The sequence below is a fragment of the Streptomyces sp. TE5632 genome (assembly GCF_054061295.1).
Map to the genome: position 1 here is coordinate 590811 of NZ_JBSSEA010000003.1, position 14412 is coordinate 605222.

The 14412-nt window shown below is 73.1% G+C and carries 9 protein-coding genes; 6 read left to right on the top strand and 3 right to left on the bottom strand.

Annotated elements, in window-relative coordinates; all coding sequences use genetic code 11:
- The 3 genes from ACVW19_RS07840 to ACVW19_RS07850 all read right to left on the bottom strand — a co-directional run bounded on the left by ACVW19_RS07840 (position 1) and on the right by ACVW19_RS07850 (position 7287).
- Entirely contained in the window at positions 1-1464 is a 1464-nt protein-coding gene (locus ACVW19_RS07840) for a glutamate synthase subunit beta (protein ID WP_457457830.1), read from the bottom strand.
- Positions 1457-6013, bottom strand: coding sequence for a glutamate synthase large subunit (gltB, locus tag ACVW19_RS07845; RefSeq protein ID WP_457457832.1), 4557 nt, complete (start codon positions 6011-6013; stop codon positions 1457-1459). The genes ACVW19_RS07840 and gltB overlap by 8 nt, the downstream gene beginning before the upstream one ends.
- A gap of 542 nt (positions 6014-6555) precedes the next feature.
- Positions 6556-7287 (bottom strand): VIT1/CCC1 transporter family protein, encoded by a 732-nt coding sequence (locus ACVW19_RS07850; RefSeq protein WP_457464487.1) that lies wholly within the window; start codon positions 7285-7287, stop codon positions 6556-6558.
- 283 nt (positions 7288-7570) lie between these two features.
- Between ACVW19_RS07850 and ACVW19_RS07855 the strand changes: the two genes are divergently transcribed.
- From ACVW19_RS07855 to ACVW19_RS07880, 6 genes are read left to right on the top strand one after another with little or no spacing between them, the layout of a single operon-like run.
- The gene (locus ACVW19_RS07855) at positions 7571-8608 is read left to right on the top strand and encodes an ADP-ribosylglycohydrolase family protein (RefSeq protein WP_457457834.1); all 1038 of its coding nucleotides are present in this window, start codon (positions 7571-7573) and stop codon (positions 8606-8608) included.
- Positions 8605-9744, top strand: a complete 1140-nt coding sequence (locus ACVW19_RS07860) for an ADP-ribosylglycohydrolase family protein (RefSeq protein WP_457457836.1) — start codon at positions 8605-8607, stop codon at positions 9742-9744. The genes ACVW19_RS07855 and ACVW19_RS07860 overlap by 4 nt, the downstream gene beginning before the upstream one ends.
- 7 nt (positions 9745-9751) lie before the next feature.
- On the top strand, positions 9752-10933 hold the full coding sequence (locus ACVW19_RS07865) for an ADP-ribosylglycohydrolase family protein (RefSeq protein WP_457457838.1): 1182 nt from the start codon (positions 9752-9754) through the stop codon (positions 10931-10933).
- Positions 10921-12327 carry an ADP-ribosylglycohydrolase family protein gene (locus ACVW19_RS07870; protein WP_457457840.1) on the top strand — a complete coding sequence of 469 codons (1407 nt, stop codon included), beginning with the start codon at positions 10921-10923 and terminating at the stop codon, positions 12325-12327. Before ACVW19_RS07865 ends, ACVW19_RS07870 begins: the two co-directional genes overlap by 13 nt.
- Positions 12324-13541 (top strand): CaiB/BaiF CoA transferase family protein, encoded by a 1218-nt coding sequence (locus tag ACVW19_RS07875; protein WP_457457842.1) that lies wholly within the window; start codon positions 12324-12326, stop codon positions 13539-13541. The genes ACVW19_RS07870 and ACVW19_RS07875 overlap by 4 nt, the downstream gene beginning before the upstream one ends.
- Complete coding sequence (locus tag ACVW19_RS07880) at positions 13538-14410, top strand: HpcH/HpaI aldolase/citrate lyase family protein (RefSeq protein ID WP_457457844.1); 873 nt, start codon at positions 13538-13540, stop codon at positions 14408-14410. The genes ACVW19_RS07875 and ACVW19_RS07880 overlap by 4 nt, the downstream gene beginning before the upstream one ends.
- The last annotated feature ends 2 nt before the right edge of the window (positions 14411-14412 follow it).

Here is a 14412-nt window from a genome sequence, read left to right on the forward strand (position 1 = left end):
TCACACCGTCAGTGAGCGGTCGGTGGGGCGGATCGGTGCGGGCAGGTCGCTCGCGCCGGTGAGGTGTCGGTCGCAGCCGCGGGCGGCGGAGCGGCCCTCGGCGATCGCCCACACGATGAGGGACTGGCCGCGGCCGGCGTCACCGGCGACGAAGACACCCGGCACGCTGGTCTGGAAGTCGGTGTCTCGGGCGATGTTACCGCGTTCGTCGAGGTCCAGGCCGAACTGCTCGACGAGGCCGTTGTCCCGGTCGGTGCCGGTGAAGCCCATGGCGAGGGTGACCAGCTGGGCCGGGATCGCCCGCTCGGTGCCGGGCTTGTGGGTGAGTTTGCCGTCGACGAATTCGACCTCGGTCAGGTGCAGCCGCCGCACGTTGCCGTCGGCGTCGCCCTCGAAGTGGGTGGTGGAGACGGAGTAGACCCGCTCGCCGCCCTCCTCGTGCGCGGGGGTGACCTTGTAGAGCATGGGGAAGGTCGGCCACGGCTGGGAGAGCGGGTTCCGTTCCTCGCCCGGGCGGGGCATGATCTCCAGCTGGGTGACGGAGGCGGCGCCCTGGCGGTGGGCGGTTCCCACGCAGTCGGCGCCGGTGTCGCCGCCGCCGATGACGACGACGTGCTTGCCCTCGGCGGAGATCGGCGGGGTGACGTGGTCGCCCTCCTGCACCTTGTTGGCCAGTGGCAGGTATTCCATGGCCTGGTGGATGCCGCCGAGTTCGCGGCCCGGCACCGGCAGGTCGCGTGCCGTGGTCGCGCCGACGGCGAGGACGACGGCGTCGTAGCGTTTGCGCAGTGCGGTGGCCGGCATGTCACGGCCGATCTCGATGCCGGTGCGGAACTTGGTGCCTTCCGCGCGCATCTGCTCGATACGGCGGTTGATGTGCCGCTTCTCCATCTTGAATTCGGGGATGCCGTAGCGCAGGAGGCCGCCGATGCGGTCGGCCCGTTCGTACACGGCGACGGTGTGGCCGGCCCGGGTCAGCTGCTGGGCGGCGGCCAGGCCGGCGGGGCCGGAGCCGACGACGGCGACGGTCTTGCCGGAGTGGCGTTCGGGGATGCGCGGGGCGACGTCGCCGGTCTCCCACGCCTTGTCGATGATCGAGACCTCGACGTTCTTGATGGTGACGGGCGGCTGGTTGATGCCGAGGACGCACGCCGATTCGCAGGGGGCGGGGCACAGGCGGCCGGTGAACTCCGGGAAGTTGTTGGTGGCGTGCAGGCGCTCGGAGGCCGCCTGCCAGTCCTCGCGGTAGGCGTAGTCGTTCCACTCGGGGATGAGGTTGCCCAGCGGGCAGCCGTTGTGGCAGAACGGGATGCCGCAGTCCATGCAGCGGCCGGCCTGCTTGCTGATGATCGGCAGCAGGGAGCCGGGGACGTGGACCTCGTTCCAGTCCTTGACGCGTTCGGTGACCGGGCGGGAGGTGGCGACCTCGCGCCCGTGGTTCAAGAAGCCCTTCGGGTCAGCCATGGGTCGCCGCCTCCATCATCTTCTGGTGGGTGTCGGACTCGGAGAGTCCGGCTCGCTCGGCGGCGTCCTTGGCGGCGAGCACTGCCTGGTACGTACGGGGGGTGATCTTGCTGAAGCGGGCAGCGCCCGCGCCGGGGCCGTCCCACTCGGCGAGCAGCCTGGCGGCGACGGTGGAGCCCGTCTCCTCCTGGTGCCGGCGCACCACGTCGTGCAGCCAGGCGCGGTCGGTGTCGTCGAGTTCGTGGACGGCGTCCAGGTTGCCGGCGTTGACGTTGTCCCGGTCGAGGTCGATGACGTAGGCGACGCCGCCGGACATGCCGGCCGCGAAGTTGCGGCCGGTCTCGCCGAGGACGACCGCGTGGCCGCCGGTCATGTATTCGCAGCCGTGGTCGCCGACGCCCTCGGAGACGACCAGCGCGCCGGAGTTGCGGACGCAGAACCGTTCGCCGACCTTGCCGCGCAGGAACATCTCGCCGCCGGTGGCGCCGTAGGCGAGGGTGTTGCCGGCGATGACGCTGTACTCGGCGAGGTGGTCGGCGCTGTGGTCGGGGCGGACGACGATGCGGCCGCCGGAGAGGCCCTTGCCGACGTAGTCGTTGGCGTCGCCCTCCAGGCGCAGGGTGATGCCGCGGGGGACGAAGGCGCCGAAGGACTGGCCGGCGGAGCCGGTGAAGGTGATGTCGATGGTGTCGTCGGGCAGGCCGGCGCCGCCGAACTTCTTCGTCACCTCGTGGCCGAGCATGGTGCCGACGGTGCGGTTGATGTTGCGGATGGCGACCTGGGCGCGGACCGGCTGGGCGTCGGGGGCGCCGTCGGCGGCGAGTGCGTCGGCGGCGAGTTTGATCAGCTCGTTGTCGAGGGCCTTGGCCAGTGCGTGGTCCTGGGGGACGGTCCGGTGGCGGGCGGCGCCGTCGGGCAGGTCCGGGACGTGGAGCAGCGGGGCCAGGTCCAGGCCCTGTGCCTTCCAGTGGTCGACGGCGCGGGTCACGTCGAGGACCTCGGCGTGGCCGACGGCTTCCTCGAGGGAGCGGAAGCCGAGTGCGGCGAGGAGTTCGCGGACCTCTTCGGCGATGAACCGGAAGAAGTTCACGACGTGCTCGGCCTTGCCGGCGAACCGGTCGCGCAGCACCGGGTTCTGGGTGGCGATGCCGACCGGGCAGGTGTCCAGGTGGCAGACGCGCATCATGACGCAGCCGGAGACGACCAGGGGTGCGGTGGCGAAGCCGAACTCCTCGGCGCCGAGGAGGGCGGCGACGACGACGTCGCGGCCGGTCTTGAGCTGGCCGTCGGTCTGGACGACGATCCGGTCGCGCAGGCCGTTGAGGAGGAGTGTCTGCTGGGTTTCGGCGAGGCCGAGTTCCCAGGGGCCGCCGGCGTGCTTGAGGGAGGTCAGCGGGGCGGCGCCGGTGCCGCCGTCGTGTCCGGAGATGAGGACGACGTCGGCGTGTGCCTTGGAGACGCCCGCGGCGACGGTGCCGACGCCGACCTCGGAGACCAGTTTGACGTGGATGCGCGCCTGGGGGTTGGCGTTCTTCAGGTCGTGGATGAGCTGGGCGAGGTCCTCGATGGAGTAGATGTCGTGGTGCGGCGGCGGGGAGATGAGGCCCACGCCGGGCGTCGAGTGGCGTGTCCTGGCGATCCACGGGTAGACCTTGTTGCCGGGCAGCTGGCCGCCCTCGCCGGGCTTGGCGCCCTGGGCCATCTTGATCTGGATGTCGTCGGCGTTGACCAGGTATTCGGAGGTCACGCCGAAGCGGCCGGAGGCGACCTGCTTGATGGAGGAGCGGCGGGCCGGGTCGTACAGGCGCTCGGGGTCCTCGCCGCCCTCGCCGGTGTTGGACTTGCCGCCGAGCTGGTTCATGGCGATGGCGAGGGTCTCGTGCGCCTCCTGGGAGATGGAGCCGTACGACATGGCGCCGGTGGAGAACCGCTTGACGATCTCGGAGGCCGGCTCGACCTCGTCGAGGGGGATCGGTTTCCGGTCGGTGGTGAAGCCGAACAGGCCGCGCAGCGTCATCAGGCGTTCGGACTGCTCGTTGACGCGGTCGGTGTACTGCTTGAAGACGTCGTAGCGGCCGGAGCGCGTGGAGTGCTGGAGGCGGAAGACGGTCTCCGGGTCGAACAGGTGCGGTTCGCCCTCGCGGCGCCACTGGTACTCGCCGCCGATGTCGAGGGCGCGGTGGGCGGGGGCGATGCCGGAGGCGGGGTAGGCCTTGGCGTGGCGGGCGGCGACCTCCTGGGCGACGACGTCGATGCCGATGCCGCCGATCTTGGTGGCGGTGCCGTGGAAGTACTTCTCGACGAACCGCTCGTCGAGGCCGACGGCTTCGAAGACCTGGGCGCCGCGGTAGGAGGCGACGGTGGAGATGCCCATCTTGGACATGACCTTCAGGACGCCCTTGCCGAGGGCGTGGATGAGGTTGCGGATGGCCTTCTCGGACTCGATACCGGGCAGGAAGGTGCCCGCGCGGACGAGGTCCTCGACGGACTCCATCGCCAGGTACGGGTTGACGGCGGCGGCGCCGTAGCCGATGTGGAGGGCGACGTGGTGGACCTCGCGGACGTCTCCGGCCTCGACGAGGAGGCCCACCCGGGTGCGCTGCCTGGTGCGGATGAGGTGGTGGTGGACGGCCGCGGTGAGCAGCAGCGACGGGATCGGCGCGTGCTCGGCGTCGGAGTGCCGGTCGGACAGGACGATCAGGCGGGCGCCGTTGCCGATGGCGGCGTCGGCCTCGGCGCAGATCTCCTCGATGCGGGCGGCGAGGGCGTCGCCGCCGCCGGAGACCCGGTAGAGGCCGGAGAGGGTGGCGGCCTTGAAGCCGGGCAGGTCGCCGTCGGCGTTGACGTGGATGAGTTTGGCCAGCTCGTCGTTGTCGATGACCGGGAAGGGCAGGACGACGGAGCGGCAGGACGCGGCCGTCGGCTCGAGCAGGTTGCCCTGGGGGCCCAGGGAGCTGCGCAGGGAGGTGACCAGTTCTTCGCGGATCGCGTCCAGTGGCGGGTTGGTGACCTGCGCGAACAGCTGGGTGAAGTAGTCGAAGAGCAGCCGGGGGCGGTCGGAGAGCGCGGCGATCGGGGAGTCGGTGCCCATGGAGCCGATCGGCTCGGCGCCGGTCTTGGCCATCGGGGCGAGCAGGACGCGCAGTTCCTCCTCGGTGTAGCCGAAGGTCTGCTGGCGTCGGGTGACCGAGGCGTGGGTGTGCACGATGTGCTCGCGCTCGGGCAGGTCGGACAGTTCGATCTCGCCGGCTTCCAGCCACTGGGCGTAGGGGTGCTCGGCGGCGAGGGCGGCCTTGATCTCGTCGTCCTCGATGATGCGGTGCTCGGCGGTGTCCATCAGGAACATGCGGCCGGGCTGCAGGCGGCCCTTGCGGACGACCTTCGCCGGGTCGATGTCGAGGACGCCGACCTCGGAGCCGAGGACGACCAGGCCGTCGTCGGTGACCCAGTAGCGGCCGGGGCGCAGGCCGTTGCGGTCGAGTACGGCGCCGACCTGGGTGCCGTCGGTGAAGGTGACGCAGGCGGGACCGTCCCAGGGCTCCATCATCGTGGAGTGGTACTGGTAGAAGGCGCGCCGGGCTGCGTCCTTGGAGTTCATCGATGCGTGGTTCTCCCACGCCTCCGGGATCATCATCAGCACGGAGTGCGGCAGTGAACGCCCGCCGAGGTGCAGCAGTTCGAGGACCTCGTCGAAGGAGGCGGAGTCGGAGGCGTCGGGGGTGCACACCGGGAAGATGCGCTCGAGGTCCTTCTCGGGACCGAACAGGTCGGAGACCAGCTGGGACTCGCGGGCGCGCATCCAGTTGCGGTTGCCCTTGACGGTGTTGATCTCGCCGTTGTGGGCGACGAAGCGGTAGGGGTGCGCGAGCGGCCACGACGGGAAGGTGTTCGTGGAGAACCGGGAGTGCACGAGCGCGATCGCGGAGCCGAAGCGGCGGTCCGACAGGTCCGGGAAGAAGGGCTCCAGCTGGCCGGTGGTGAGCATGCCCTTGTAGACGATGGTCCGCGCGGACAGCGACGGGAAGTAGACGTCGGCTTCGCGCTCGGCGCGCTTGCGCAGCGCGAAGGCCGTGCGGTCGAGGTCGATGCCGGTCGACGCGTGGTCCGTGACGAAGATCTGGCGGAAGGCGGGCATCGTGGAACGGGCGGTGGCGCCGAGCAGTTCGGGTGCGACGGGCACGTCGCGCCAGCCGAGGACGGTCAGGCCCTCGTCGCGGGCGATCTCCTCGATGTGGGCGGCGGCCTCGTCGGCCGTGTCGAGGGGGAGGAAGGCGGTGCCGACGGCGTAGGCGCCGGCCTCGGGCAGTTCGAATCCGGCCACCTCGCGGAAGAAGGCGTCCGGGACCTGGGAGAGGATGCCCGCGCCGTCGCCGGAGTCGGGCTCGGAGCCGGTGGCGCCGCGGTGCTCCAGGTTGCGCAGGACGGTGAGTGCCTGCTCCACCAGGGTGTGGGACGCCTCGCCGGTGAGGGTCGCGACGAAGCCCACGCCGCAGGCGTCGTGCTCGTCGCGGGGGTCGTACAGGCCCTGGGGGGCGGGGCGGGCATCCATGGAGGACCGGTTCTGGCCTTGTGCGGAATGCTGGCACGGCTGACGCGGCATACGCATCGGCTCTCCCGTCGTCGTCATGTGGCATGTGCCGAGGGACGACGTTGGCCCTCTGCGTGGCTGGGAAATTTCGTGCGGATTACATGATGGATCAAGTCCCGGAAAGCGGGATTTTCCATCCCATTATGCGGACATTTTGCAGGTCAAGGCGGGGTTCCGCACCTGGCGGTGGAGGCTGGGGGGACCGGGGCGGACAGATCGGTGTCCGCCGGTCCGAGGGCGGGGGGAGGGCGTCTTCGCCCGCCCTCGCGGGTGCGTCACGAGCTTCATTACCCGCAGCGCTTTCGGCTCATGCCCCGTCGTCACACGCTCGAAACCAACGAGTAACGGCTACTTGTGCGGTCCGCCGCACGAAAGCGGAGCCGGATCGCCGGACGGCCCGGTCGGATCACGCGAGCCGCGTGATCCGACCGGGCCGTTCGAACCGGATCATCCGAACCGGATCATCCGAACCGGATCGCCCGTCCGGGCCGGGTGGAGCCGGGTCATCCGATGGCGGTTCCGAACAGCGTGCCCAGGGCGTAGGTCACGCCGGCCGCCGCGCCGCCGAGGGCGAGCTGCCGCAGCCCGCTGAACCACCAGGTCCGCGCGGTCACCTTGGCCACCAGCGCGCCGCACAGGAAGAGTCCCAGCAGGGCCACCAGCACGGCCGGCCACAGGCTGCTCGCGCCGAGCAGATAGGGCAGTACGGGCAGCAGCGCGCCCAGCGCGAAGGCGCCGAAGCTGGAGACGGCGGCCACGGTGGGCGAGGGCAGGTCGCCGGGGTCGATCCCCAGTTCCTCGCGGGCGTGGATCTCCAGCGCCTGCTCGGGGTCCTTCGACAGCTGCCGGGCCACCTCGCGGGCGAGCTCCGGCTCGACACCGCGGGACTCGTAGAGACCGGCGAGTTCGGCCTCCTCGTCCTCGGGGTGCTTGCGCAGTTCGCGCCGTTCGACGTCCAGTTCGGCTTCGACGAGGTCGCGCTGGGAGGCGACGGAGGTGTATTCGCCGGCGGCCATGGAGAAGGCTCCGGCCGCCAGGCCCGCGAGGCCGGTGATGACGATGGTCTGCTGACCGACCGAGCCGCCGGCGACGCCGGTGATCAGCGCGAGGTTGGAGACCAGTCCGTCCATCGCGCCGAACACGGCGGGGCGCAGCCAGCCGCCGTTCACGTCACGGTGGGTGTGGTTGTCGCGGTGCGCCTCGTGCAGCGTCGCCTCGGTCTCGATGATCGCCATGCGGTCCCCCAGGGAGTTCACGGGAGCGTCTGCGAACAGACGCAACTTTAGACACGTTCTACTTTTTTACAACGCTCAAGATACCCCTCCTGATTCCCCTCCGCCAGCAAGGAAAGGCTGGGCTAACCTGCGGTTTTGCGGATCCTGCACGTCTGTGCGGAGGGCCGCGCAGATGTCGACCGGGTGACGCTGAGGCGTGTGAGGCTGCGCCGCACACCTCACCGGGGACAGTTCCGCAAAGGGCTTCGCGCCTCTCGGGGCGCCCCTGAGAGGAGAGCCGCGTATGGCATCGATCGCCTGCATCCCCTCCGCCCCGGCGCCCGAAGGCTCCGCCGGGCTCCGCGAGCGGGCACGCGGCACGCTGCTCGGCCTGGCCGTCGGCGACGCGCTGGGCGCCCCGGCCGAGAACATGCGGCCCTCCGAGATCCGCGCCCGGTGGGGCCGTATCACCGGGTACGTCGCGGAGCACCCCGCGGGCACGGACGACACCGAGTACGCGATCCTCACCGGCCTGCTGCTGGCCCGGCACGGCTCCGCGCTCACCCCGGAGCAGGTGGGGGCGGCCTGGCACGAGTGGATCGCGGACCGCTCCGAGGGGTCCTTCCGTGGTGCGGGCTTCAGCGAACGCGGCACCCTGGAGAACCTCCGCCGAGGACTGGCCGCCCCCCTCTCCGCCCAGCACCGCCACCCCTGGAGCGACGGGCTGGCGATGCGGGCGGCACCGCACGGCGTCTTCGCGGCCGGCCGTCCCGCCGAGGCCGCCCGGCTGGCGGCCGTCGACGGCTCGGTCAGCCACGACGGCGAGGGCATCTACGGCGGCCAGGCGGTCGCGGCGGGCGTGGCGGCGGCGATGGCGGGGGCACCGGTGGTCACCGTCGTCGCCTCCGCGCTGGCCCTGGTGCCGGAGGACTCCTGGACCGCCCGTTCCCTGCGCCGCGCCGTCACCGCCGCCCACCTGGGCGAACGCGCGGTCCGCTCCGCCGTCGTGGTCGGTGGCTACCCCTGGACCGACCTGGCCCCCGAAGCCGTCGCCCTCGCCTTCGGCGCGTACGCGGCCGCGGACGGCGACTTCGAACAAGCGGTGCTGACGGCCGTCAACATGGGCCGCGACGCCGACACCACGGCGGCCGTGGCGGGCGCCCTCGCGGGGGCGACCCGGGGTGTTCACGCGATCCCGGAGGCCTGGGCCGCAGCCATCGGCCCGGCCCGCGGCAGCTGCCTCCCCGCGATGGCCGGCCACCACGTCCTGGACATCGCGGACCTGCTCGCATCAGGCACTTTCGTCCTGGCAGCGGACAACGACATGGAGGCCCCGGCATGACCCCACCCCCTTCCCCGCCGCCACGGGCGCGCATCGAGGGCCTGCTGCTCGGCCTCGCCGCCGGTGACGCCGCCGGCTGGCCCGCCGCACGGCACCGGGCCGCCCGGATGCCCGAGTGGACCCGGCGGCTCACCCGGGAGCTGGACGCCTTCGCCGAGCAGAACGCGACCACCACCCTCCCCGTGCCGATCGCCCTCAACCAGTGCCCGGAGCCCTTGCGGCTCGGCCCCTCCGACGACGCCGAGTGGGCGGCGTTCGCGGCCGAGGCGGTCCTGCTGGCCGGCCACGACAGCGTCCTGGGGGACCTGAGCCGGGAACGCCGCACCCGGGCCGCCATCGACCTGACCTGGAACGTCGTGGCCGGCGAGGTCGCCGCGGCGGCCGCCCGCGCCCCCGAGATCGAGTCGGCCGTGCTCCCCCTGCGCGCCCGCATCTCCGTACGGGCCGGGCTCGGCAACCTCGCCACGGGTCTGCGTCCGCCCGCCACCGGCCACGACAACCCGCACTACTTCGACGACGCGGCCTGCGTACGGGCCTGCGTGCTGGCCGTCGCCCAAGCCGGAGACCCCGCACGCGCCGCGGCGCTCGCCGAGTTCGACGCCCGGTACACCCAGGACGGCGACGGGGTGCACGGCGCCCGCGCGATGGCCGCCGCCGTCGCCCTCGCGCTGGCCGGAGCGGACGTGGCGGCGTGTGTCGCCGCCGCGGTCGCCGAGCTGCCCGAGGAGACGGAGATCGGCCGCAACGCCCGGCACGCCCTGCGGCTCGCCGCGGACACCGACGGCGCCTTCGCCCTCGTACCGCTTCTGGAACACCAGATCGTCGACCACGTCTACAGCTACGGCGTCGCCGCCGCCGAAACCGTCCCCGTCGCTCTCGCCCTGGCCACCGCCGCCCACGGCCGGATCGCGGAGGCGGTCCCCGCCGCGGCCTGCCTGTCCCGGGTCGCGGACTCCGCCCCCGCCCTCGTGGGCGCCCTGACCGGCGCGCTGGGCGGCGGTGCGGCGATCCCCGGATCGTGGCGGGAGAGCTGCCGCACCCTCTCCGGCTGCGCGCTCCCCCGGTTCACCGGCACCGACCTGGTGGAACTCGCCGGACTCCTGGAAGCCGCGCAACCGCCCCCGCCAGGGGGATGATTCGGACATGACGCTCACAGAGGACGACAAGCGGGGCCGGGGTGCGCCCCTGGAGGAGCGGATCACCGGCGCGCTGGTGGGAGCCGCCGTCGGCGACGCGCTCGGCGGCCCCGTCGAGGGGTACTCCCCCGAGCAGATCGCCGAACGCCACGGTGGCCGCGTCCACGGTGTCGTCGGCCCCTGGAACGGCGACGCCTGGCGCACCGCCCGGCCCATCGCCCCGTACCACAAGGGAGACGGACACGTCACCGACGACACCCTCATGACGCACGCCCTGGTCCGGGTGTACGCGCGGGTCCGGGACCATCTGGACGCCCACGCCGTCGCCGACCATCTGGTGCCGGACCTGATGGGCACCCCGCGCTGGATCCCGGAACTGGAGGCGGAGGCGCTCCCGCTCCAGCGGATCTTCCTCGCGGAGAAGTGGCTGGTGGCCCGGATCCACTACGGCCACGTCGACCCGCGCGAGGCGGGCGCCGGCAACATCGTCAACTGCGGTGCCGCGATGTACATGGCCCCCGTCGGCCTGGTCAACGCGGCCAACCCGGCGGGCGCGTACGCCGAGGCGCTGGATGTCGCGGGGGCCCACCAGTCGTCTTACGGCCGGGAGGCGGCGGGGGTGCTCGCCGCGGCCGTGGCGGCGGCGTGCGCGCCGGGGGCGAGTGCGGACTCGGTCGTCGACGCGTGCCTGTCGCTGGCGAAGGACGGCACCCGGGAGGCCATCGAACGGGTCTGCGAAGAGGCGTCCCGGCACCCGGACTTCGAGTCCGCGCTGCGCCCGCTGCGGGAGGCGGTGGCCCCGTACGACACCGTGGGCCCCGACTACCGCTCCCCCTCACTGGGCGCCCGCCGGCCGTCCCGGCTGCACGCCGTCGAGGAACTCCCCGTCGCGCTGGGCATGGTGGTGGTGGCCCGCGGCGACTTCCGGCAGGCGGTGCTGGGCGCGGTGAACTACGGCCGGGACTGCGACTCCATCGCCACGATGGCCGGGGCGGTGACCGGCGCCCTCGGCTCGCCGGTCCCCGGGGACTGGGCGAAGACCGTGGCGGACGCCAGCCGTCTCGACCTCTGGGCGCCCGCGGTCGCGCTGACCGCGGTGACCTGCGAGGTCTTCGCGCGTGACGTGTCCCGACGCCGAGCGCACGAGCAGGCGTTCGCCGAGTTGGGAGGCCCGGCATGCTCCGACTGACCTGGGTCCAGCCGGAGGACCTGATCGGCCACGAGCTGCGCCAGGCGGCCCAGGACGGCAGGGCGCCCTCGGCCGTCGCGGCCCGCTGGCGCGCGGCGGGCGGCTCCGAGGCCCCGCTCCGCGCCGGCGCCTCCCCGCGTCCGGTGTCCCGCTACCTCAGGCTGCTGGCCGGGGACCTCCTGGACGAACTGGCCGACCTGCCCAGCAGCCTGGCGGACGACGAGCCGACGGACCTCGCCGCGATCAAGTCCCTGTGCCCCGACTGGCCCTCCCCCGCAGGCACCGGTCCGCCGGCTCCCGGCCACGCCGACGCGGACCACCGCCGTACCGACCGCCTCGAAGCCGCCTGGCTCGGCCGGGCCGTCGGCTGCCTGCTCGGCAAGCCCGTGGAGAAGCTCCCCCTCGACGGCATCCGCATGCTCGCCCGGGCCACCGGGAACTGGCCCTTGAACGGCTACTTCACCGCCCGCGGAGTCCCCGGGGAACTGGCCGCCCGGTACCCCTGGAACCGTCGCTCCGCGGCCACGTCCCTCGCCGAGAACATCGACGGCATGCCCGAGGACGACGACCTCGACTACCCCCTCCTCAACCTGCTGCTGCTCCAGCGGTACGGCAGGGACTTCACCACCACGGACGTGGCCCGGCTCTGGCTGGACGAACTCCCGGCGGGCCGCGCCTTCACCGCCGAACGCATCGCCTACCGCAACCTCCTGAGCGGCCTGGAGCCCCCGCGCACCGCCCGGCACCGCAATCCGTTCCGCGAGTGGATCGGCGCCCTGATCCGCGCCGACGTGCACGGCTGGACCAACCCGGGGGACCCGGCGGGCGCGGCGGAACAGGCCCACCGCGACGCGACCCTCACCCACACCGCCAACGGCGTCTACGCCGCGATGTTCGCCGCGGCCGTCATCGCCGCCGCCGCGGACCGCGCCGCCGGCAGCGGCGGCGGCCAGGACGTGCATGCCTGTCTGCGGGCCGGTCTCGCCGTCGTACCGCCCCGCTCCCGGCTCGCCCGCGCCGTGCGCCACGCCGTGCGACTGGCGCACGAGCACGACGACTTCGCCACCGTCGTCGACGCGATCCACGCCCGGCACGCGGACGTCCACTGGGTGCACGCCGTGCCCAACACCGCGCTGATCGCCGCCGCCCTCACCCACGCGGACGGCGACTTCACCGGCGCGATCTGCCGCACCGTGTCCGGTGGCCTCGACACGGACTCGGGCGGCGCGACCGCCGGCGGCATCGCCGCTCTCCTCGCCGGCTCCCCCACCGCGCTCCCCGAACGCTGGACGGCCCCGCTGAAGAACCGGCTGGCCACCTCCGTCGGCACCTTCGACGGCATCGGCTTCGACACCCTGGCCCGTCTGACCCACCTGGAGGCCTCCCGCCCATGACCCGGCCCACCGCCCCCACCGCCCCTGTCGGCCCCCCGCTGACCGGCCTGCGCGTCCTGGACCTCGCCACCCTCTTCGCCGGGCCCCTCGCCGCGACCCTGCTCGGCGACTTCGGCGCCGAGGTCGTCAAGGTCGAGCACCCGAGGAAACCGGACCCCTCCCGCGGCCACGGACCGTCGAAGGACGGCGTGGGGCTGTGGTGGAAGATGCTCGGCCGCAACAAACGGACCATCACCCTCGACCTGTCCACGCCCGGCGGCCGGGCGACCCTGCTGCGCCTCGCCGAGACCGCCGACGTGATCATCGAGAACTTCCGGCCGGGCACCCTGGAGAAGTGGGACCTGGGCTGGCCCGAACTGTCCGCCGCCAACCCCCGGCTGGTCCTGGCCCGGGTCACCGGCTTCGGCCAGTTCGGCCCGTACGCCCATCGCCCCGGCTTCGGCACCCTCGCCGAGGCGATGAGCGGCTTCGCCGCCATCACCGGTGAACCGGACGCGCCCCCGACGCTGCCGCCGTTCGGGCTGGCCGACTCCATCGCGGGCCTGACCACGGCGTACGCGGTGCTGACCGCGCTCGCCGGGCGCGCGCACACCGGCGAGGGCCAGGTCGTCGACATGGCCCTCATCGAACCGATCCTCACCGCGCTCGGCCCGCAGCCGACCTGGTACGACCAACTGGGCCACGTCCAGCCCCGTACCGGGAACCGCTCCCAGAACAACGCCCCGCGCGGCACCTACCTCACCGCCGACGGCACCTGGGTCGCCGTCTCCACCTCGGCCCAGTCGGTCGCCGAGCGGGTGATGCGGCTGGTGGGACGGCCCGAACTCATCGACGAACCGTGGTTCGCCACCGGCGCCGGCCGGGCCCGGCACGCGGACACGCTGGACGAGGCCGTGGGCGGATGGATCGCCCGCCGCACCCGCACCGACGTGCTCGCGGCCTTCGAGAAGGCCGAGGCCGCGGTGGCCCCCGTCCAGGACGTGCGGGACGTGATGACCGACCCGCAGTACCAGGCCCTGAACACCATCACCACGGTCGACGATCCGGAACTGGGCCCGCTGCGCATGCAGAACGTCCTCTTCCGGCTCTCCCACACCCCCGGCGCGATCCGCTGGGCGGGCCGCCCGCACGGCGCGGACACCGACGAGGTCCTGACCGAACTGGGCCTCACCCCGGCCGAGCTGACGGCGCTGCGCGCGGAGGGCGCACTGTGACGGGGGCGGTGCCCGGGGCGGCCGTGCCGGGGACGACGGCGAAAGCCGCCCCGCTGACCTGGCTCTACGCCCCCGGCGACCGGCCGCGGGTGGTGGCGAAGGCCCTCGGCTGCGGGGCCGACGTGGTGGTGATCGACCTGGAGGACGCGGTCGCCCCCGACCGCAAGGCGTACGCCCGTGCCGCCACCGCCGAGTTGCTGCACGACCCGCAGCCGGTCCCGGTCCACGTCCGCGTCAACGCCCTGACCGGTCCCTGGGGCGAGGCCGACCTCACCGCCGTCGCCCCGGCCCCGGGCCTGGCCGGCCTCCGGCTGCCCAAGGTGTCCTCACCCGCCGACGTCGTACGGGCCGCGCAGCGGGCCGTGTCCGCCCGCGGCGGCGCGCTCCCCCTGTACGCACTGCTGGAGACGGCCCTCGGCATCGAACGGGCGCACGCCGTGGCCACCGCGCACCCGTCCCTGCGCGGCATCTCGATCGGCGAGGCGGACCTACGGGCCGACCTGGGCGTACGGGACGACGCGGGCCTCGACTGGTCCCGCTCCCGTGTGGTCGTCGCCGCGCGGGCGGCGGGGCTGGCCCCGCCGACCCAGTCCGTCCACCCGGACACCCGCGACCTGGACGGCCTCCTCGCCTCCTGCCTCCGTGGCCGCGACCTGGGCTTCATGGGCCGCGCCGCCATCCACCCCCGACAGCTGCCGGTCATCGAGCGCGCCTATCTGCCGACGGAGCAAGAGATCGAACGGGCGGAGCGGATCGTCAAGGCGGCGGTCGGCGAACGGGGCGCCCAGGCCCTTTCCGACGGCTGCTTCATCGATGCGGCGGTGGTGACGGCCGCCCGGTGCGTCCTGTCCCTGGCCCGCCGGGCCTGAGG